The following is an 18,319-nucleotide window of genomic DNA, read 5'->3' as shown; positions in this document are numbered from 1 at the left end:
TCATACCAAAGCGTGTGGGCATTGCCCACAGCGGGAGACTCACAATGAGTACAACGACCCAAAATATCCCGTGGTATCGCCATCTCAACCGTGCACAATGGCGCGCATTTTCTGCCGCCTGGTTGGGATATCTGCTTGATGGTTTTGATTTTGTTTTAATCGCTCTTGTACTGACTGAAGTACAAAGCGAATTTGGACTGACGACGGTGCAGGCGGCAAGCCTGATCTCTGCTGCTTTCATCTCTCGCTGGTTCGGCGGTCTGATGCTCGGCGCCATGGGCGACCGCTACGGACGTCGACTGGCAATGGTCACCAGTATTGTTCTCTTCTCTGCTGGTACTCTGGCTTGTGGCTTCGCGCCTGGCTACATCACCATGTTTATCGCACGTCTGGTCATCGGCATGGGAATGGCTGGCGAATACGGTTCCAGCGCCACCTATGTTATTGAAAGTTGGCCAAAACACCTGCGTAACAAAGCCAGTGGTTTTCTGATCTCCGGCTTCTCTGTGGGGGCCGTCGTTGCTGCTCAAGTCTACAGCCTGGTCGTTCCGGTCTGGGGCTGGCGCGCACTGTTCTTTATCGGCATCTTACCGATCATCTTCGCCCTCTGGCTGCGGAAAAACATCCCGGAAGCGGAAGACTGGAAAGAAAAACACGCAGGCAAAGCACCAGTACGTACCATGGTGGACATTCTCTACCGTGGTGAACACCGTATCGCCAATATTGTAATGACGCTGGCGGCGGCGACTGCGCTGTGGTTCTGCTTCGCCGGTAACCTGCAAAATGCCGCAATCGTGGCGGTTCTCGGGTTGTTATGTGCCGCTATCTTTATCAGTTTTATGGTTCAGAGTACGGGTAAACGCTGGCCGACAGGCGTAATGCTGATGGTCGTTGTACTGTTTGCGTTTCTTTACTCATGGCCGATTCAGGCGCTGCTGCCAACGTATCTGAAAACCGATTTGGCTTATGACCCGCATACCGTCGCCAATGTGCTGTTTTTTAGCGGCTTTGGTGCGGCGGTGGGTTGCTGTGTCGGCGGTTTCCTCGGTGACTGGTTGGGAACGCGCAAAGCCTATGTTTGCAGTCTGCTGGCTTCGCAACTGCTGATTATTCCGGTATTTGCGATTGGCGGTGCAAACGTCTGGGTGCTTGGTTTGCTACTGTTCTTCCAGCAAATGCTTGGACAAGGGATCGCCGGGATCTTGCCGAAACTGATCGGCGGCTATTTCGATACTGACCAACGTGCGGCGGGGCTGGGCTTTACCTACAACGTTGGCGCATTGGGCGGCGCACTGGCCCCAATCATCGGCGCATTGATCGCTCAACGTCTGGATTTGGGTACTGCGCTGGCATCGCTCTCGTTCAGTCTGACATTTGTGGTGATCCTGTTGATTGGCCTGGATATGCCATCCCGTGTTCAGCGTTGGTTGCGCCCGGAAGCATTGCGAACTCATGATGCTATCGACGGCAAACCCTTTAGCGGTGCCGTGCCGTTTGGCAGCGCCAAAAACGATTTAGTCAAAACCAAAAGTTAATCCTGTCGCCCGGTCCTGGACCGGGTCTTTTGCTAAGGGAAGATATATGTCGTTACTTGCACAACTGGATCAAAAAATCGCGGCTAACGGTGGCCTGATTGTCTCCTGCCAGCCGGTGCCGGACAGCCCGCTCGACAAACCTGAAATCGTCGCCGCCATGGCATTAGCGGCAGAGCAGGCGGGGGCGGTTGCCATTCGCATCGAAGGTGTGGCAAATCTGAAGGCCACACGTGCGGTAGTGAGTGTGCCGATTATCGGGATTGTGAAACGCGATCTGGAGGATTCTCCGGTACGCATCACCGCTTATATTGAAGATGTCGATGCGTTGGCGCAGGCGGGCGCGGATATTATCGCCATTGACGGTACCGAACGCCCGCGTCCGGTGCCTGTTGAAACGCTGCTGGCGCGTATTCATCATCACGGTTTGTTGGCAATGACGGACTGTTCAACGCGAGAAGATGGTCTGGCATGTCAAACACTGGGCGCAGAAATTATCGGCACCACGCTTTCTGGCTATACCACAGCAGAAACGCCGGAAGAGCCGGATCTGGCGCTGGTGAAAACGTTGAGCGACGCCGGATGTCGGGTGATTGCTGAAGGGCGTTACAACACGCCAGCTCAGGCAGCAGACGCAATGCGCCACGGCGCATGGGCGGTGACGGTTGGTTCTGCAATCACGCGCCTTGAGCACATTTGTCAGTGGTATAACACAGCGATGAAAAAGGCGGTGCTATGACCACACTGGCGATTGATATCGGCGGTACTAAACTTGCCGCCGCGCTGATTGGCGCTGACGGGCAGATCCGCGATCGCCAAGAGCTACCGACACCTGCAAGTCAGACTCCTGAAGCACTGCGTGAATCCTTAGCTGAGTTAGTTGCTCCGCTACAGACTCAGGCACAGCAGGTCGCTATCGCTTCAACCGGGATTATCCGCGACGGCAGCCTGCTGGCGCTGAATCCATGTAATCTCGGTGGATTGCTTCACTTTCCGTTAGTTAAAACGCTGGAACAACTTACCAATTTGCCGACCATTGCGATAAACGACGCGCAGGCTGCGGCATGGGCAGAGTATCAGGCGCTGGAAGGCGATATAAACGATATGGTGTTTATCACTGTTTCTACTGGTGTTGGCGGCGGTGTGGTCAGCGGCGGCAAACTGCTGACCGGCCCTGGTGGTCTGGCGGGTCATATCGGGCATACGCTGGCCGATCCACACGGCCCAGTCTGTGGCTGTGGGCGCACTGGTTGCGTGGAAGCGATTGCTTCTGGTCGCGGCATTGCGGCGGCGGCGCAAGGTGAACTCATGGGCGCGGATGCGAAAACTATTTTCACGCGCGCCGGGCAGGGCGACGAACAAGCGCTGCAACTGATTCACCGCTCTGCACGCGTGTTGGCAAGATTGATTGCCGATATCAAAGCCACAACGGATTGCCAGTGTGTGGTGGTTGGCGGCAGCGTTGGTTTGGCGGAAGGATACCTGGCGCTGGTGGAAACGTATCTCGCTCAGGAGCCAGCAGCATTTTGCGTTGATTTACTGGCGGCGCACTATCGCCATGATGCAGGTTTACTTGGGGCTGCGTTGTTGGCCCAGGGGGAAAAATTATGATGATGGGTGAAGTACAGTCATTACCGACTGCTGGATTGCATCCGGCGCTACTGGACGCGTTAACGCTGGCATTAGCCGCCAGTCCGCAAGAAAAAACACCGGGCCGCTACGAATTACAGGGCGACAATATCTTTATGAATGTTATGACGTTTAATACTCAATCGCCCGTTGAGAAAAAAGCCGAATTGCACCAGCAGTACATTGATATTCAGTTGTTGTTAAACGGTGAGGAACGGATTCTGTTTGGCATGGCAGGTACTGCGCGCCACTGTGAAGAGTTCCATCATGAGGATGATTACCAGCTTTGCAGCACCATTGAGAACGAGCAAACCATCATCCTGAAACCGGGAATGTTTGCCGTATTTATGCCGGGAGAGCCGCATAAACCGGGATGTGTTGTTGGCGAGCCGGGTGAGATTAAAAAGGTGGTGGTGAAGGTTAAGGCTGAGTTAATGGCTTAAAACTTAGTTCATTTTAAAGATTCTGCAGACAGTGTCTGCCAATTTCCCTGTTGTTTGAATTCACCAGACACTGTCTGGTGAATTTCAATATGTTGAAAATAAAGATAAAAAACTCTCATCTGACGTAGATTTTGTTTAGAAAATCCGCGTTTATACCGTCGACTTAAATCCTGCGATAACCGATCAATCAGTTGTGCACCATAAGCCGCTTTTGCCTCGCCGCCTTGTTCAAATTTGACAATCCGTCGGCCAATTTCCCAGTACGTCGCGGTCATTAACGCGTTAACACTACGTACCGTTTCCGTCCGGGCGCTATCGACCAGATGAATAATGTCGTCGTGGATTTGCTGGTAGCCTGCTGTGGTTCCTTCTGAGAGCGATTCCATTATCTGTCCCTTTATATGGCGCTGTATTGAATAATGGAATCAGCTATACGCCGGGCATCTGCCGGTAACAATCCAGATGTGCGTATTACATTGGTTTTCTTCAGATTATGCGAGGCGCTTTCCAGAACGAAAGGAGAATTTCAGCGCCGACTCTTTTCTGAGGAGGCGGCGCTGGAGCAGGGATTAAACTTCCAGCCAGTTCATAATGCCATCTGCCGCTTTACGACCTTCGGCAATAGCGGTCACCACCAGATCGGAACCACGGACGATATCGCCGCCAGCAAAGATTTTCGGGTTACTGGTCTGGAAGGCGTTATCGCTGCCTGCTGGAGCGATAATACGCCCTTGCGAATCCAGCTCAACGCTGTGTTTTGCCAGCCATTCCATGCTGTGTGGACGAAAACCAAACGCCATGATCACCGCATCTGCCGGAATGATATGTTCTGACCCTGCAACAATCTCCGCGCGGCGACGGCCTTTGGCATCGGGTTCGCCCATTTCGGTGCGCACCATTTTCACGCCGCTGACTTTACCGTTGCCATTCACTTCGATACCCAGCGGCTGGAGGTTGAATTTGAACTCAACACCTTCTTCCCACGCGTTTTTTACTTCGCGGCGGGAACCCGGCATGTTCTCTTCATCACGACGATAGGCACAGGTAACGTGCTTCGCACCCTGGCGTACAGACGTGCGCACGCAGTCCATCGCGGTATCGCCGCCGCCAAGAACCACTACGCGTTTGCCTTCCATGCTGACGAACGGTTCTTCGCGGGTTTCACCAAAGCCCATTAACTGTTTGGTGTTGGCGATGAGGAATGGCAGCGCCGCGTACACGCCATCGGCGTCTTCGTTTTCCAGCCCGCCGCGCATTGACTGATAAGTTCCGACGCCAAGGAATACGGCATCGTAATCACTCAGCAGATCGTCCAGTTGTACGTCGCGGCCCACTTCGGTATTGAGTTTGAATTCAATACCCATGCCAGTGAAGATTTCACGGCGGCGCGTCATTACCTCTTTTTCAAGCTTGAAGGCCGGAATACCGAAGGTCAGCAATCCGCCAATTTCCGGGTGACGGTCGAAGACGACCGCTTTCACGCCGTTGCGCGTCAGGACATCCGCGCACGCCAGACCTGCCGGACCAGCGCCGATAATCGCCACTTTTTTACCGGTCTGTTTCACGCCGGACATATCGGGACGCCAGCCCATTTCGAACGCTTTATCATTGATATAGCGCTCAATGTTGCCGATGGTTACTGCGCCAAACTCATCGTTCAGGGTGCAGGAACCTTCGCACAGACGATCCTGCGGGCAGACACGTCCGCATACTTCTGGCAGAGTGTTGGTCTGGTGCGACAGTTCTGCCGCTTCAAAAATACGTCCCTCGTTGGCGAGTTTCAGCCAGTTCGGGATGTAGTTGTGTACCGGGCATTTCCACTCGCAGTATGGGTTACCGCACGACAGGCAGCGGTCAGCCTGCGCTTTGGCCTGGCCTTCGGAAAACGGCTCGTAAATTTCCACAAACTCAATTTTGCGGATCTTCAGCGGTTTCTTTGGCGGATCAACGCGCTGCAGGTCGATAAATTGATAAACATTCTGACTCATTGTTGCTACCCCTTACTGCGCCTGCACGCGCAACTCTGCTGCGCTACGACTACGGTGACCCAGCAGTGCTTTTACATCACTGGACTTCGGTTTAACCAGCGCGAATTTAGTGGCAAAGGTCGACCAGTTCGCCAGAATTTCTTCACCACGCTGGGAACCGGTATGCTGCACATGCTCGGTGATAAGACCACGCAGATGCTCTTCATGGATCGCCAAATCGTCAACGCTTAAGACTTCCACCAGTTCCGGGTTAACGCGTTTGCGGAAATCGCCGCTTTCATCGAGAACGTAGGCGAAGCCGCCGGTCATGCCCGCGCCGAAGTTCACGCCGGTTTTACCCAGAATACAGACAATACCGCCTGTCATATATTCACAGCCATTGTCGCCAATGCCTTCCACCACGGTGATAGCACCGGAGTTACGCACGCCGAAACGTTCACCCGCGCGGCCCGCGGCATACAGACGACCACCAGTGGCGCCATACAGGCAGGTGTTGCCGATAATGCTTGCTTCATGGCTGCGGAAGGCTGAGCCAACCGGAGGACGAATGGCGATTAAGCCGCCCGCCATGCCTTTACCGACATAGTCGTTAGCATCGCCCGTCAGATACAGCTCCACGCCGCCGGCGTTCCACACGCCGAAGCTCTGGCCCGCGGTGCCGTTGAAGTACGCTTTGATCGGATCGGCCGCCAGCCCCTGATCGCCGTGCGTCTGGGCGATATAGCCTGAAAGCGACGCGCCGACAGAACGATCAGTGTTGCGAATATCGAACCAGAAGGTTTTGCTCTGGCGCTCATCGACAAAGGGTTTCGCCTGTTGTAGCAACTGCGCGTTTAGCAGGCCATTATCAAACGGCGGGTTGTTTTCGGTGCAGTAGAGCGCTTTGCCTGGATGTGGCTCGGCAGTCTCCAGCAGCTTCGACAGTGTCAGTTTCTGTTGTTTGGCAGTGAAACCGTCCAGCTCTTTCAGCAGGTCGGTGCGACCAATCAGATCTACCAGACGCGTTACGCCCAACTGTGCCATCAGCCCGCGGGTTTCACGGGCGATAAATTCAAAGTAGTTGGTCACTTTGAACGGCAGGCCGTGATAGTGGTTCTTACGTAGTTTGTCATCCTGAGTTGCTACGCCAGTCGCGCAGTTGTTCAGGTGGCAAATACGCAGATATTTACAGCCGAGCGCCACCATCGGGCCAGTGCCGAAGCCGAAGCTTTCTGCGCCGAGAATGGCTGCTTTGATGATATCAACGCCAGTTTTCAGACCGCCATCAACCTGTAAACGGATCTTGTGACGCAGACCATTAGCGACCAGCGCTTGCTGTGTTTCAACAAGCCCCAGCTCCCACGGGCAACCTGCGTATTTCACCGATGAAAGCGGACTTGCGCCAGTGCCGCCGTCATAGCCTGCGATGGTAATTAAGTCCGCGTAGGCTTTCGCCACACCGGTAGCGATAGTGCCGACGCCCGGTTCGGACACTAACTTCACGGAGATCATCGCTTTCGGGTTGACCTGTTTGAGGTCGAAAATGAGCTGCGCTAAGTCCTCGATAGAATAAATATCGTGATGCGGCGGCGGTGAAATTAGCGTGACGCCGGGTACGGAATAGCGCAGTTTGGCAATGTAAGGAGTGACTTTATCACCCGGCAACTGACCGCCTTCGCCCGGCTTCGCGCCCTGGGCGACTTTAATTTGAATGACGTCGGCATTGACCAGATATGCCGGAGTAACGCCGAAGCGACCGGACGCCACCTGTTTAATGCGCGAGACTTTGTTGGTGCCATAGCGCGCCGGGTCTTCACCACCTTCGCCGGAGTTAGAGTTGCCGCCGAGGCTGTTCATCGCTTCTGCCAGCGCCTCGTGGGCCTCCGGGCTTAACGCGCCGATAGACATCGCGGCGGTATCGAAGCGTTTAAACAGTTCGCTTGCCGGTTCAACATCAGCAATGTTGACCGAGTTTTCACCCGGCGTAATTGCCAGCAGATCGCGCAGCGTGGTTGCCGGGCGTTCATTAACCAGCTTCGCATATTCCTGATAGTCGCTGTAATTGCCACTCTGTACCGCCTGTTGCAGCGTGCGTACGACGTCCGGGTTGTAGGCGTGGTATTCGCCACCGTGCACGTATTTCAGCAGGCCGCCCTGGCTGATAGGCTTACGCGCCAGCCAGGCTCGTTTCGACAGATTCAGCAGATCCTGCTGGAAGTCTTCAAAGTTCGCGCCGCCAATACGGCTGACCGCCCCCTGGAAGCACAGGCCCACGACATCATCGTGCAGACCGACCGCTTCGAACAGTTTCGAGCAGCGGTAAGAGGCGATGGTGGAGATGCCCATTTTGGACATGATTTTGTACAAGCCTTTGTTGATGCCGTTACGGTAGTTGAGCATCACGGTACGATAATCTTTGGCAATCGCGTGGGTGTCTACCAGGCGGCCCAGCGTTTCATAGGCAAGGTACGGATAAATAGCCGTCGCGCCGAAGCCCAGCAACACGGCGAAGTGATGTGGATCGCGGGCGCTGGCGGTTTCGACGATGATGTTAGCATCGCAACGCAGGCTTTGATCGACCAGACGGGTCTGGATCGCGCCAACCGCCATCGGGGCCGGAACCGGCAGGCGATCTTTAGCAATATTCCGATCGGAAAGCACCAGCAGCACGGTGCCGCTACGCACCATTTGTTCGGCTTTATCGCACAGCTCTTTAATCGTTGCGTCGAGCGTGGTTTTGCTGGCGTCAAAGGTGATATCCAGCGTATCCGCGCGATAGTGCTCCTCTTTCATCGTGGTGAGTTGTTTGAAATCGGAGTAGAGCAGAATTGGCGATTTAAAGCTTAAACGGTGCGCCTGGCCTTCTGCTTCGCAGAAGACGTTCATTTCGCGGCCGATGCTGGTGGCAAGCGACATAACATGCGCTTCACGCAGCGGGTCGATTGGCGGGTTAGTGACCTGGGCAAACTGCTGGCGGAAGTAGTCGTAAATAATGCGCGGCTGGCTGGAGAGCACGGCGAATGGGGTGTCATCGCCCATCGACCCAACGGCTTCCTGGCCGTTTTCGCCCAGCACGCGGATCACGGAATCCAGTTCTTCCGCGCTGTAGTTAAACTGTTTCTGGTAGCTGGCAAGCGTGTCGTCGTCCAGTTCGCGGCTACCGACTTCTTCATCGGGCAGATCTTCAAACGGTACCAGGCGGCGGACGTTTTTCTCCATCCACTCTTTATAAGGATGGCGGCTTTTCAGGTCGTCATCGGTTTCTGCCGAGTGCAGAATGCGCCCGCTGCGGGTGTCGATCACCATCAGTTCGCCTGGGCCCACGCGGCCTTTTTCCACCACTTCGTCGGGCTGGTAATCCCAGATACCGACTTCAGAGGCACAGGTGATGAGCTTATCTTTGGTGATGACATAGCGCGCCGGACGCAGACCGTTACGGTCGAGGTTACAGGCGGCAAAACGACCGTCAGACATCACGATGCCCGCCGGACCATCCCACGGCTCCATATGCATGGAGTTAAAGTCGAAGAACGCGCGCAGTTCCGGGTCCATATCCGGGTTGTTCTGCCAGGCGGGCGGCACTAACAGACGCATGGCGCGGATGATATCCATCCCGCCTGCCAGCAGCAGTTCCAGCATGTTATCCATCGAGCTGGAGTCAGAACCCGTTTCGTTGACGAACGGCGCGGCATCGTGCAGGTCAGGGATTAGCGGCGTCTGGAATTTATAGGTACGGGCGCGTGCCCACTGACGGTTGCCGGTGATGGTGTTGATTTCACCGTTATGTGCCAGGTAGCGGAATGGCTGCGCCAGTGGCCAGCGTGGCACGGTGTTGGTGGAGAAGCGCTGATGGAACAGGCAGATGGCCGATTCCAGACGCAGGTCCGCAAGATCCAGATAAAAGCGCGGCAAATCCGCCGGCATACACAGACCTTTATAGATATTCACCAGATTCGACAGGCTACAGACGTAGAAGTCTTTGTCGCTTTCGAGACGCTTTTCAATGCGGCGACGGGCGATAAACAGACGGCGCTCCATATCACGCGGACGCCAGCCCGCCGGAGCGTTAACGAAAATTTGCTCAATACGCGGCAGAGAGGAGAGGGCGATTTCACCCAGCACGCCTTCGTTAGTGGGGACATCACGCCAGCCCACAATCGATAAGGTTTCGCGTTGTAATTCTTCTTCCACGATGCGACGTGCGGCAGCGGCGAGTTCAGGATCTTTATTCAGGAAAATCATCCCGACGGCGTAGTTTTTAGCTAAACGCCAGCCGCGTTCCTGCGCAACGATGCGAAAAAAGCGATCCGGTTTTTGTAATAACAAGCCGCAACCGTCTCCGGTTTTACCATCGGCGAGAATCGCTCCACGGTGCTGCATGCGGGCCAGTGCGTGTATGGCGGTACGCACTACCTTGTGGCTAGGTTCGCCTTCTATGTGGGCGATCAGGCCGAAACCACAGTTATCCCTCTCAAGGGATTTATCGTACAACATATCGTGAACCTCCCCCAGGCTCTGCGGGAACCCCACTTCCGAACCGCTGCGCACGGGCACAGAAAGAGCATGGCGACGGGGGTTACGTTTCATACGTTTACCTCGCATTCGCCCCTTTTTTATCCTTTCGCATCGGTTAATACGGTGAAGAGGGGATCTCAATTACTGCATAAATATGATGAGCAGGTCGCTCATCCAGAAAGCTTCCAGCGGATTTCCAACTTATCGGGAAAGCAGACACAGGTCAAATGGCAAGCGCATTGATACGGAAATGTGCTTTAGCGCAAAAATCTTTGTTAATTTATTGAAAGTTAATAAAAAAATTATTTTGGCTTAATGATGGCTGAGTAAAGGAAACGTCGGGTTACTGACTGCTATCGAGTCGTGTTAACCCTTATCCTGCCTTGAACTGACGGTGAGGCTAGTGTTTTATCCTGCCTTTCGCGTGAAAAGCGTTTCATACTACTGTTTTTGTCTAAAATCTCTCGGACGATAAAAAAATCCGACGCAAGATAAGTAAAAATAATTCATGCCATGCTGCATGAAATGTCAGTAATTATGATTTGTTATGCAGTTGATAAAGGTGGGCCAGGGCGATTGATCCAGGTCATCGCCGAATTGGGCTAAAAATGGCAGGCTTTGGCCTCTTTTCAGGGCGCGGTCTATCAGATTATGCAGTTACAGAAATTAGTCAATATGTTTGGTGGGGATCTTACCCGTCGTTATGGGCAAAAGGTGCATAAGCTGACGCTGCACGGCGGTTTTAGCTGCCCGAATCGCGACGGCACCATTGGGCGCGGGGGCTGTACGTTCTGTAATGTTGCTTCGTTTGCTGATGAGGCCCAGCAACATCGTTCGATCGCCGAACAACTGGCGCATCAGGCTAATCTGGTCAATCGCGCGAAACGCTATCTTGCCTACTTTCAGGCTTATACCAGCACCTTTGCTGAAGTTCAGGTACTGCGCTCTATGTATCAACAGGCGGTGAGCCAGGCCAACATTGTCGGTTTGTGCGTCGGTACGCGCCCGGATTGTGTGCCAGATGCGGTGCTGGATCTGCTCTGTGAATATAAAGACCAGGGTTATGAAGTATGGCTGGAGCTGGGGTTGCAAACTGCACACGATAAAACGCTGCATCGCATTAATCGCGGTCATGATTTTGCTTGCTATCAGCGCACGACCCAACTGGCGAGGGAACGCGGGCTGAAAGTGTGCGCGCACTTAATTGTCGGGCTGCCGGGAGAAGGGCACGCCGAATGCCTGCAAACGCTGGAGCGAGTGGTTGAAACCGGTGTTGACGGTATAAAGCTGCATCCGCTGCATATTGTGAAAGGCAGCATTATGGCAAAAGCCTGGGAAGCGGGGCGTTTAAACGGCATTGAACTGGAGGATTACACAGTGACGGCGGGGGAAATGATTCGTCATACGCCACCGGAGGTTATCTACCACCGTATTTCCGCCAGCGCCCGTCGCCCAACTTTACTGGCGCCGCTGTGGTGTGAAAACCGTTGGACGGGCATGGTCGAGTTGGATCGCTATCTTAACGAATACGGCGTACAAGGATCGGCATTGGGACGCCCGTGGTTACCTCCAACAGTGTAGGTATTGAGGGGAATTCCGCATTTCTCACACAATTTACAACGTCACTGTCAGAATTGGGTATTATTGGGGCAGGTTGTTGTGAAGGAATTCCCTAATGAAGCAAATTCGTCTGCTGGCGCAGTACTATGTTGATCTGATGATGAAGTTGGGGCTGGTGCGCTTCTCAATGTTGCTGGCGCTGGCTCTCGTCGTTCTCGCCATTGTGGTACAAATGGCAGTGACCATGGTGCTGCATGGACAGGTCGAAAGCATTGATGTTATTCGCTCTATCTTCTTTGGTTTATTGATTACGCCGTGGGCGGTCTACTTTCTTTCGGTGGTTGTTGAACAGCTGGAAGAGTCCCGGCAACGCTTATCACGTCTGGTGCAAAAACTGGAAGAGATGCGCGAGCGCGATCTGAGCCTCAATGTGCAATTGAAAGACAATATTACCCAGCTTAATCAGGAAATTGCCGATCGCGAGAAAGCCGAAGCCGAGTTGCAGGAAACGTTCGGCCAACTGAAAATTGAAATTAAAGAACGCGAAGAGACGCAAATTCAGCTCGAACAACAATCCTCATTTTTACGTTCATTCCTTGACGCTTCTCCTGATCTGGTTTTTTACCGTAACGAAGATAAAGAGTTTTCCGGCTGTAACCGTGCGATGGAATTGCTGACCGGGAAAAGCGAAAAACAGTTGGTGCATCTAAAGCCTGCGGACGTTTATTCGCCAGAAGCCGCAGCGAAAGTCATGGAAACCGATGAGAAAGTGTTCCGTCATAATGTGTCCCTCACTTATGAACAGTGGCTGGATTACCCGGACGGACGTAAAGCCTGCTTTGAAATTCGTAAAGTGCCGTATTACGACCGCGTGGGTAAACGTCACGGTTTGATGGGCTTTGGTCGCGACATTACCGAGCGTAAGCGGTATCAGGATGCGCTTGAACGCGCCAGCCGTGACAAAACGACCTTTATCTCCACCATCAGCCATGAGTTACGTACACCGCTGAACGGTATCGTCGGTCTGAGTCGCATTCTGCTGGATACCGAACTGACCGCCGAACAGGAAAAATATCTCAAAACCATCCATGTTTCCGCCGTTACTTTGGGGAATATTTTCAACGATATTATCGACATGGATAAGATGGAGCGACGCAAGGTTCAGCTTGATAACCAGCCGGTTGACTTCACCAGTTTCCTAGCTGACCTGGAAAACCTCTCTGCGCTACAGGCGCAGCAAAAAGGCTTGCGCTTTGTTCTTGAGCCGACGCTACCGTTACCGCATCAGGTTATTACCGACGGTACGCGTTTACGCCAGATCTTGTGGAACTTAATTAGCAACGCCGTCAAATTTACCCAGCAAGGCCAGGTTACTGTGCGCGTGCGCTACGATGAAGGCGAGATGTTACATTTTGACGTGGAAGACTCTGGTATCGGTATTCCGCAGGATGAGCTGGATAAAATTTTCGCCATGTATTACCAGGTTAAAGATAGTCATGGCGGTAAACCTGCCACTGGAACCGGTATTGGTCTGGCGGTATCTCGTCGTCTGGCGAAAAATATGGGCGGCGATATTACGGTTACCAGCGAACAGGGCAAAGGTTCAACCTTTACGTTGACGATCCACGCACCGTCGGTAGCAGAAGAGGTTGATGATGCGTTTGACGAAGATGATATGCCTTTACCCGCGTTGAATGTGTTGCTGGTGGAAGACATTGAACTGAACGTCATTGTTGCTCGTTCGGTACTGGAAAAACTGGGTAACAGCGTCGATGTGGCCATGACCGGCAAGGCGGCGCTGGAGATGTTTAAGCCGGGTGAATACGACCTGGTGCTGTTGGATATTCAACTGCCGGACATGACCGGACTGGATATATCTCGTGAACTAACGAAGCGGTATTCGCGCGAAGATTTACCACCGCTGGTGGCCTTAACCGCCAACGTGCTGAAAGATAAACAAGAGTACCTCAACGCCGGAATGGATGATGTGCTGAGTAAGCCGCTTTCCGTGCCAGCACTAACCGCGATGATCAAGAAATTCTGGGATACCCAGGATGATGAGGAGAACACGGTGACAACTGAAGAGAGCAGTAAATCAGAAGCATTGCTCGATATTCCCATGTTGGAACAGTATCTCGAACTCGTGGGGCCGAAGCTGATCACTGACGGGCTGGCGGTGTTTGAGAAGATGATGCCAGGCTATGTGAGCATACTGGAGTCGAATCTGACGGCGCAGGATAAAAAAGGCATCGTTGAGGAAGGGCATAAAATTAAAGGCGCTGCCGGTTCAGTGGGGTTACGCCATCTGCAACAGCTTGGTCAGCAAATTCAGTCTCCCGATCTTCCTGCATGGGAAGATAACGTCGGTGAATGGATTGAAGAGATGAAAGAAGAGTGGCGTCACGACGTAGAAGTGCTGAAAGCGTGGGTGGCAAAAGCCACTAAAAAATGACCCCGGCTATACCGGGGTGCGCGAATACTGCGCCAACACCAGGGAAATCGTAGCTGCGCCGTACATTATTATGATGCGTTACAAAGGCACAGCGCTGTTTTTCAGGCCGCACGCAGTTAAGATAGCAAATCTTAAATGATTTGTTACATGAATCATTTAAATGTGTGATGCGTAGCGTTTTTATTAAAAAGATTAATGTGTTTTAGTCAGTTGCGAAAGGATGATCACAATGAAGAAAATTGGCGTAGTTCTGAGCGGATGCGGTGTTTACGACGGTTCTGAAATACATGAAGCCGTGCTGACGCTTCTGGCGATAGCGCGTAGCGGCGCGCAGGCGGTCTGCTTTGCGCCGGATAAGCAGCAGGTTGATGTCATCAACCATTTAACTGGGGAGGCAATGGCTGAATCACGTAATGTGCTGATTGAAGCGGCGCGCATTGCTCGTGGTGAGATCCGTTCTTTGGCGCAGGCCGATGCTGCCGAACTGGATGCGCTGATTGTGCCCGGAGGCTTTGGCGCAGCAAAAAATTTAAGCAACTTTGCAAGCCAGGGCAGCGAGTGCCACGTTGACAACGCGTTAAAAGCACTGGCGCAAGCGATGCATCAGGCCGGTAAACCGCAGGGGTTTATGTGTATTGCTCCAGCAATGTTGCCGAAAATCTTTGATTTCCCCCTGCGCCTGACCATTGGTACAGATATTGATACCGCTGAAGTGCTGGAGGAGATGGGGGCAGAACATGTACCTTGCCCGGTCGATGATATCGTTGTTGATGAAGACAATAAGATTGTCACTACGCCAGCATATATGTTGGCACAGAATATCGCTGAAGCGGCAAGCGGTATCGATAAGCTGGTTTCCCGCGTACTGGTTCTGGCTGAATGAGCAAAAGCCGCTTAACGGCGTTCAACTTTGTTCGCCGTTTTCTTCTGCGGTTAGTCGTTGTCCTCGCTGTGTTCTGGAGCGGGGGCATTGTACTGTTTAGTGTGGTTCCGGTACCGTTCTCGGCGGTAATGGCGGAGCGGCAAGTGAATGCCTGGCTACACGGTAATTTTCGTTATGTGGCGCATTCTGAGTGGGCCAGTATGGAGCAAATTTCGCCGTGGATGGGGCTGGCGGTGATTGCCGCTGAAGATCAAAAATTTCCCGAGCACTGGGGGTTTGATGTCGCTTCCATTGAGAAAGCTCTGGCACACAATGAGCGCAATGAAAACCGCATTCGCGGTGCATCAACCCTTTCCCAGCAGACGGCTAAAAATCTTTTTTTGTGGGATGGGCGTAGCTGGATACGTAAAGGGCTGGAAGCTGTCCTGACGTTGGGGATAGAAACAGTCTGGAGCAAAAAGCGCATCCTGACGGTTTACCTCAATATTGCTGAATTTGGTGAAGGGGTGTTTGGTGTCGAAGCCGCGGCGCAGCGCTATTTTCATAAGCCAGCCAGCAAACTTACTCAGTCGGAAGCCGCGTTACTGGCAGCAGTGCTACCGAACCCGCTACGTTTTAAAGTTTCTGCGCCATCAGGTTACGTGCGTAACCGTCAGGCGTGGATTTTACGACAAATGCGCCAGTTAGGCGGCGAGTCATTTATGCGGCAACACCAACTGGATTAAGCTTCGCGTGAGGAGAGGGCGAGCCTTTTGCTCTCGCGAGGCAGCGCCTCTTTTTGTAGAGCAATAGCTAATGCCGGTTGTGCGACAAACCGTTTCCATAACCGCGCTTGTTTACGCTGGCAACACCACTTCGACCAGGTCGCCAGTGGAATTAGCGTACTTTCCCCAATATTGTCGCAGACGACAGGGACAATCTCTGATTCGCTGATACGATGGCAGAGGATGTTTTGTGGCTTCAGCGACATCGTCACGATGCGATTATCCTGTAAATAACGTTTCAGTTGTTTCAGTAACTGGCGCAATTGTGTGACATCATCTTCGTAACGGCATTGCTCAGCAAATTCACTCAACGTAATTGATGGCTTTCCGTCGAAATCGGTAATTACGTCGTAGACGTAACCCGTTCCACAATCCGTCTCAACTGTACCGTGGTAGCGTGGGAGCCCGCTCCAGTCTTTTAATCGGCGGCTAAGGTGCGCATAGTATTTTAACTCACGGCGAATCTCTTTATCCCCACCGTCGCCACGGTGGTAGACAATCTTAATGCAGCGTTGGGTATCATCCGGATGCGCATAACATTTACGATGTCTTCCGGTGCCCAGGGGAGTTTGTGCGGATAAGTGGATCATGCCATCTCCTGGAAATATATCCTGACATTCTCCAGTATGGGCGTTTTACTTAAACAGAATTTAAACAGCTTTTCTTAAGGTTTTCTTAATATTGGTTTGGGGATAAAAAGCGCACGAAATGTACAAATCTCGGAAGCCAGGGATGATCCCATCCCAGGTGCTATTTCGTCTGAAGGTGTGTATTTAGAGGGATTTAAGTGTCTGAATGATGAAGGTTAATCTTCGTCAAAACCGGAGTTAAAGAGGGCGATAACGGCGGCAAGTGCCTCAACTTCCTGTGGGCCAGTTGCTTCTACTTCAATCTGCCGTCCTTTGGCGGAGTCCAACATCAACAGAGCAATAACGCTATTGGCTTCAGCTTCGGTCCCTTCGTCGTTGCGTAGCAGCACTTCAGCGTCAAAACCTTGCATTAATTCAAACAATTTCATAGCAGGCCGGGCATGCATGCCCAGCTTATTAGTGATTTCGACAGTTTGTTTGACGGTCATGATTTGCGTTTTTCCAGCGTACGATGGCGTGACTGCACGTTTTTACCGCGTGAGCGGAAGTAGTCTGCCAGTTGTTCTGCAATATACACCGAACGGTGTTTCCCGCCGGTACAACCAATAGCGACCGTCAGGTAGCTACGGTTATTGGTTTCCAGCATAGGTAACCATAGCTCAAGATAACTACGCGTCTGGTAGATAAAATTGTGTACTTCTGTGTGGCGGTCAAGGAATGCGGCGACGGGCTTATCAAGACCGGTCATCGGACGCAGTTTGGGATCCCAGTGCGGGTTCGGCAGGAAACGTACGTCAAAGACGTAATCCGCATCGATAGGAATACCGTGCTTGAAGCCGAAGGACTCAAACACCATCGTCAGTTCACGCTCACGTTTACCCAGCAAACGGGTACGCAGCATTTCTGCCAGCTCGTGAACGGACATTTCTGATGTATCGACAATCAGATCGGCCCGTGAGCGCAGTGGTTCCAGCAGATCGCTTTCCTTGTCGATAGCACTTTCCAGCGACAGGTTTTTGCTGGAGAGCGGATGCAGGCGTCGCGTATCGCTGTAACGGCGAATTAAGGTGTTACGGTCGGCATCAAGAAAAAGCAGTTGCGGTGAGAAAGCATCAGGTAGATTGCTCATCGCCTGTTCGAATATTTCAGGCGACTCTGGCATATTGCGAACATCAATGCTGACAGCAGCAGAAATCTCGCGATCGGCCAGGGTGCGGGCCAGATCGGGTAACAGTACGACGGGAAGGTTATCCACGCAGTAAAAACCCATATCTTCCAGCGCACGCAGGGCGACAGATTTACCTGAACCTGAACGTCCGCTGACGATCATCAGTACCATGTACTGTTTCTCCTCACAACGTCTAAAAGAGACATTACCGAATAACTACGCTTCATTCGGAGTACCTTCGGTATCCGTAATGATTTGATACAGCTCTTCATCGCTCTGGGCGGCGCGTAAACGGCGGCAAATGGTTTTGTCCGCCAGGCGTTTCGCAACCAGTGAAAGAGTATGCAGGTGCGTTTTGGTTTGGTCAGCAGGCACCAGCAGGGCAAAAAGCAGATCGACGGGTTGGTTGTCGATAGCATCAAAAGCGATTGGCGTTTCCAGTTGAACGAAGACGCCAACGGCACGCAGGGTATCTTCTTCCAGTTTGCCGTGCGGGATCGCAATGCCATTACCGATACCGGTACTGCCCATTTTTTCCCGCGTCAGGATAGCTTCAAAAACTACCTGAGGCGGCAGGCTAAGCTGCTTTGCCGCCAGTTCGCTGATGATTTCCAGTGCACGTTTTTTGCTCTGGCAGTGGACGCGACTTCGCGTACATTCCCTGTTAAGAACACTGCTAAGCTGTAGAGTTGTATCATTATTTATCATAATTTCACCTAAGAACCCGTCCACTCAAACCGTGGAACAGGTTCGGAGCATTAACCGTACAAATGGCCTGTTGTGCTGCACAACAGGCCGTTATGCACTTGCTAATCG

At 52.7% G+C, this 18,319-nt stretch carries 14 protein-coding genes and 1 pseudogene; 8 read left to right on the top strand and 7 right to left on the bottom strand.

Translation table 11 applies throughout. The features are described from left to right. Nucleotides 1–44: 44 nt before the first annotated feature. Genes nanT through nanQ form a run of 4 tightly spaced genes read left to right on the top strand, consistent with a single transcriptional unit; the run spans nucleotide 45 to nucleotide 3,604 of the window. Nucleotides 45–1,535 carry a sialic acid transporter NanT gene (gene nanT / locus EA14781_RS00495; RefSeq protein WP_000108488.1) on the top strand — a complete coding sequence of 497 codons (1,491 nt, stop codon included), beginning with the start codon at nucleotides 45–47 and terminating at the stop codon, nucleotides 1,533–1,535. A 46-nt stretch (nucleotides 1,536–1,581) separates the two neighbouring features. Further along, nucleotides 1,582–2,271, top strand: coding sequence for an N-acetylmannosamine-6-phosphate 2-epimerase (locus EA14781_RS00490; RefSeq protein ID WP_000054236.1), 690 nt, complete (start codon nucleotides 1,582–1,584; stop codon nucleotides 2,269–2,271). Further along, a complete protein-coding gene (gene nanK / locus EA14781_RS00485; RefSeq protein ID WP_000208987.1) occupies nucleotides 2,268–3,143 on the top strand; it encodes an N-acetylmannosamine kinase in 876 nt (291 codons plus the stop codon). Before EA14781_RS00490 ends, nanK begins: the two co-directional genes overlap by 4 nt. Continuing rightward, nucleotides 3,140–3,604, top strand: coding sequence for an N-acetylneuraminate anomerase (gene nanQ / locus EA14781_RS00480; RefSeq protein ID WP_000979909.1), 465 nt, complete (start codon nucleotides 3,140–3,142; stop codon nucleotides 3,602–3,604). The genes nanK and nanQ overlap by 4 nt, the downstream gene beginning before the upstream one ends. A gap of 20 nt (nucleotides 3,605–3,624) precedes the next feature. Here nanQ and EA14781_RS00475 read toward each other — a convergent pair. The 3 genes and pseudogenes from EA14781_RS00475 to gltB all read right to left on the bottom strand — a co-directional run. Continuing rightward, nucleotides 3,625–3,990 (bottom strand): annotated as a pseudogene (locus tag EA14781_RS00475) (DUF1016 N-terminal domain-containing protein); the annotation flags it as partial. A gap of 183 nt (nucleotides 3,991–4,173) precedes the next feature. Continuing rightward, entirely contained in the window at nucleotides 4,174–5,592 is a 1,419-nt protein-coding gene (gltD, locus tag EA14781_RS00470) for a glutamate synthase subunit GltD (protein WP_000081684.1), read from the bottom strand. Between the two features lie 12 nt (nucleotides 5,593–5,604). After that, entirely contained in the window at nucleotides 5,605–10,065 is a 4,461-nt protein-coding gene (gltB, locus tag EA14781_RS00465) for a glutamate synthase large subunit (protein WP_042326776.1), read from the bottom strand. Between the two features lie 672 nt (nucleotides 10,066–10,737). On the opposite strand from gltB, the gene mnmL reads away from it, so the two are divergent. The 4 genes from mnmL (at nucleotide 10,738) to mtgA (ending at nucleotide 15,706) form a co-directional block, all read left to right on the top strand. After that, complete coding sequence (gene mnmL, locus EA14781_RS00460) at nucleotides 10,738–11,667, top strand: tRNA modification radical SAM protein MnmL/YtqA (RefSeq protein WP_024164699.1); 930 nt, start codon at nucleotides 10,738–10,740, stop codon at nucleotides 11,665–11,667. A 94-nt stretch (nucleotides 11,668–11,761) separates the two neighbouring features. After that, nucleotides 11,762–14,098: an aerobic respiration two-component sensor histidine kinase ArcB gene (gene arcB / locus EA14781_RS00455; RefSeq protein ID WP_000809798.1), complete on the top strand. Its 2,337-nt coding sequence runs from the start codon at nucleotides 11,762–11,764 to the stop codon at nucleotides 14,096–14,098. A 229-nt stretch (nucleotides 14,099–14,327) separates the two neighbouring features. After that, nucleotides 14,328–14,981 carry an isoprenoid biosynthesis glyoxalase ElbB gene (gene elbB / locus EA14781_RS00450; protein ID WP_002460962.1) on the top strand — a complete coding sequence of 218 codons (654 nt, stop codon included), beginning with the start codon at nucleotides 14,328–14,330 and terminating at the stop codon, nucleotides 14,979–14,981. Beyond that, nucleotides 14,978–15,706, top strand: a complete 729-nt coding sequence (gene mtgA / locus EA14781_RS00445; protein WP_000047060.1) for a monofunctional biosynthetic peptidoglycan transglycosylase — start codon at nucleotides 14,978–14,980, stop codon at nucleotides 15,704–15,706. Before elbB ends, mtgA begins: the two co-directional genes overlap by 4 nt. Here the strand turns inward: mtgA and yrbL are convergent. The 4 genes from yrbL to ptsN all read right to left on the bottom strand — a co-directional run bounded on the left by yrbL (nucleotide 15,703) and on the right by ptsN (nucleotide 18,211). Then, on the bottom strand, nucleotides 15,703–16,335 hold the full coding sequence (gene yrbL, locus EA14781_RS00440) for a PhoP regulatory network protein YrbL (RefSeq protein ID WP_000581585.1): 633 nt from the start codon (nucleotides 16,333–16,335) through the stop codon (nucleotides 15,703–15,705). The genes mtgA and yrbL overlap by 4 nt on opposite strands. A 215-nt stretch (nucleotides 16,336–16,550) precedes the next feature. After that, a complete protein-coding gene (gene npr / locus EA14781_RS00435) occupies nucleotides 16,551–16,823 on the bottom strand; it encodes a PTS phosphocarrier protein NPr (RefSeq protein WP_000216792.1) in 273 nt (90 codons plus the stop codon). Continuing rightward, nucleotides 16,820–17,674: an RNase adapter RapZ gene (rapZ, locus tag EA14781_RS00430; RefSeq protein ID WP_000243742.1), complete on the bottom strand. Its 855-nt coding sequence runs from the start codon at nucleotides 17,672–17,674 to the stop codon at nucleotides 16,820–16,822. The genes npr and rapZ overlap by 4 nt, the downstream gene beginning before the upstream one ends. A 45-nt stretch (nucleotides 17,675–17,719) precedes the next feature. Further along, the gene (gene ptsN, locus EA14781_RS00425; RefSeq protein ID WP_000609337.1) at nucleotides 17,720–18,211 is read right to left on the bottom strand and encodes a PTS IIA-like nitrogen regulatory protein PtsN; all 492 of its coding nucleotides are present in this window, start codon (nucleotides 18,209–18,211) and stop codon (nucleotides 17,720–17,722) included. Nucleotides 18,212–18,319 lie beyond the last annotated feature (108 nt).

The sequence above is a fragment of the Escherichia albertii NBRC 107761 = DSM 17582 genome (assembly GCF_000759775.1).
In the GTDB taxonomy this organism is placed as follows: domain Bacteria; phylum Pseudomonadota; class Gammaproteobacteria; order Enterobacterales; family Enterobacteriaceae; genus Escherichia; species Escherichia albertii.
This window is presented reverse-complemented; position numbering and strand designations above follow the sequence as displayed.

Bases quoted from the DNA above. Each gene is read 5' to 3' on its own strand.
- gltB (WP_042326776.1), bottom strand. From the start codon at position 10,065: ATGTTGTACGATAAATCCCTTGAGAGGGATAACTGTGGTTTCGGCCTG.
- nanT (WP_000108488.1), top strand. From the start codon at position 45: ATGAGTACAACGACCCAAAATATCCCGTGGTATCGCCATCTCAACCGT.
- ptsN (WP_000609337.1), bottom strand. From the start codon at position 18,211: ATGATAAATAATGATACAACTCTACAGCTTAGCAGTGTTCTTAACAGG.
- mtgA (WP_000047060.1), top strand. From the start codon at position 14,978: ATGAGCAAAAGCCGCTTAACGGCGTTCAACTTTGTTCGCCGTTTTCTT.
- nanQ (WP_000979909.1), top strand. From the start codon at position 3,140: ATGATGATGGGTGAAGTACAGTCATTACCGACTGCTGGATTGCATCCG.
- yrbL (WP_000581585.1), bottom strand. From the start codon at position 16,335: ATGATCCACTTATCCGCACAAACTCCCCTGGGCACCGGAAGACATCGT.
- gltD (WP_000081684.1), bottom strand. From the start codon at position 5,592: ATGAGTCAGAATGTTTATCAATTTATCGACCTGCAGCGCGTTGATCCG.
- rapZ (WP_000243742.1), bottom strand. From the start codon at position 17,674: ATGGTACTGATGATCGTCAGCGGACGTTCAGGTTCAGGTAAATCTGTC.
- arcB (WP_000809798.1), top strand. From the start codon at position 11,762: ATGAAGCAAATTCGTCTGCTGGCGCAGTACTATGTTGATCTGATGATG.
- npr (WP_000216792.1), bottom strand. From the start codon at position 16,823: ATGACCGTCAAACAAACTGTCGAAATCACTAATAAGCTGGGCATGCAT.
- mnmL (WP_024164699.1), top strand. From the start codon at position 10,738: ATGCAGTTACAGAAATTAGTCAATATGTTTGGTGGGGATCTTACCCGT.
- elbB (WP_002460962.1), top strand. From the start codon at position 14,328: ATGAAGAAAATTGGCGTAGTTCTGAGCGGATGCGGTGTTTACGACGGT.
- EA14781_RS00490 (WP_000054236.1), top strand. From the start codon at position 1,582: ATGTCGTTACTTGCACAACTGGATCAAAAAATCGCGGCTAACGGTGGC.
- nanK (WP_000208987.1), top strand. From the start codon at position 2,268: ATGACCACACTGGCGATTGATATCGGCGGTACTAAACTTGCCGCCGCG.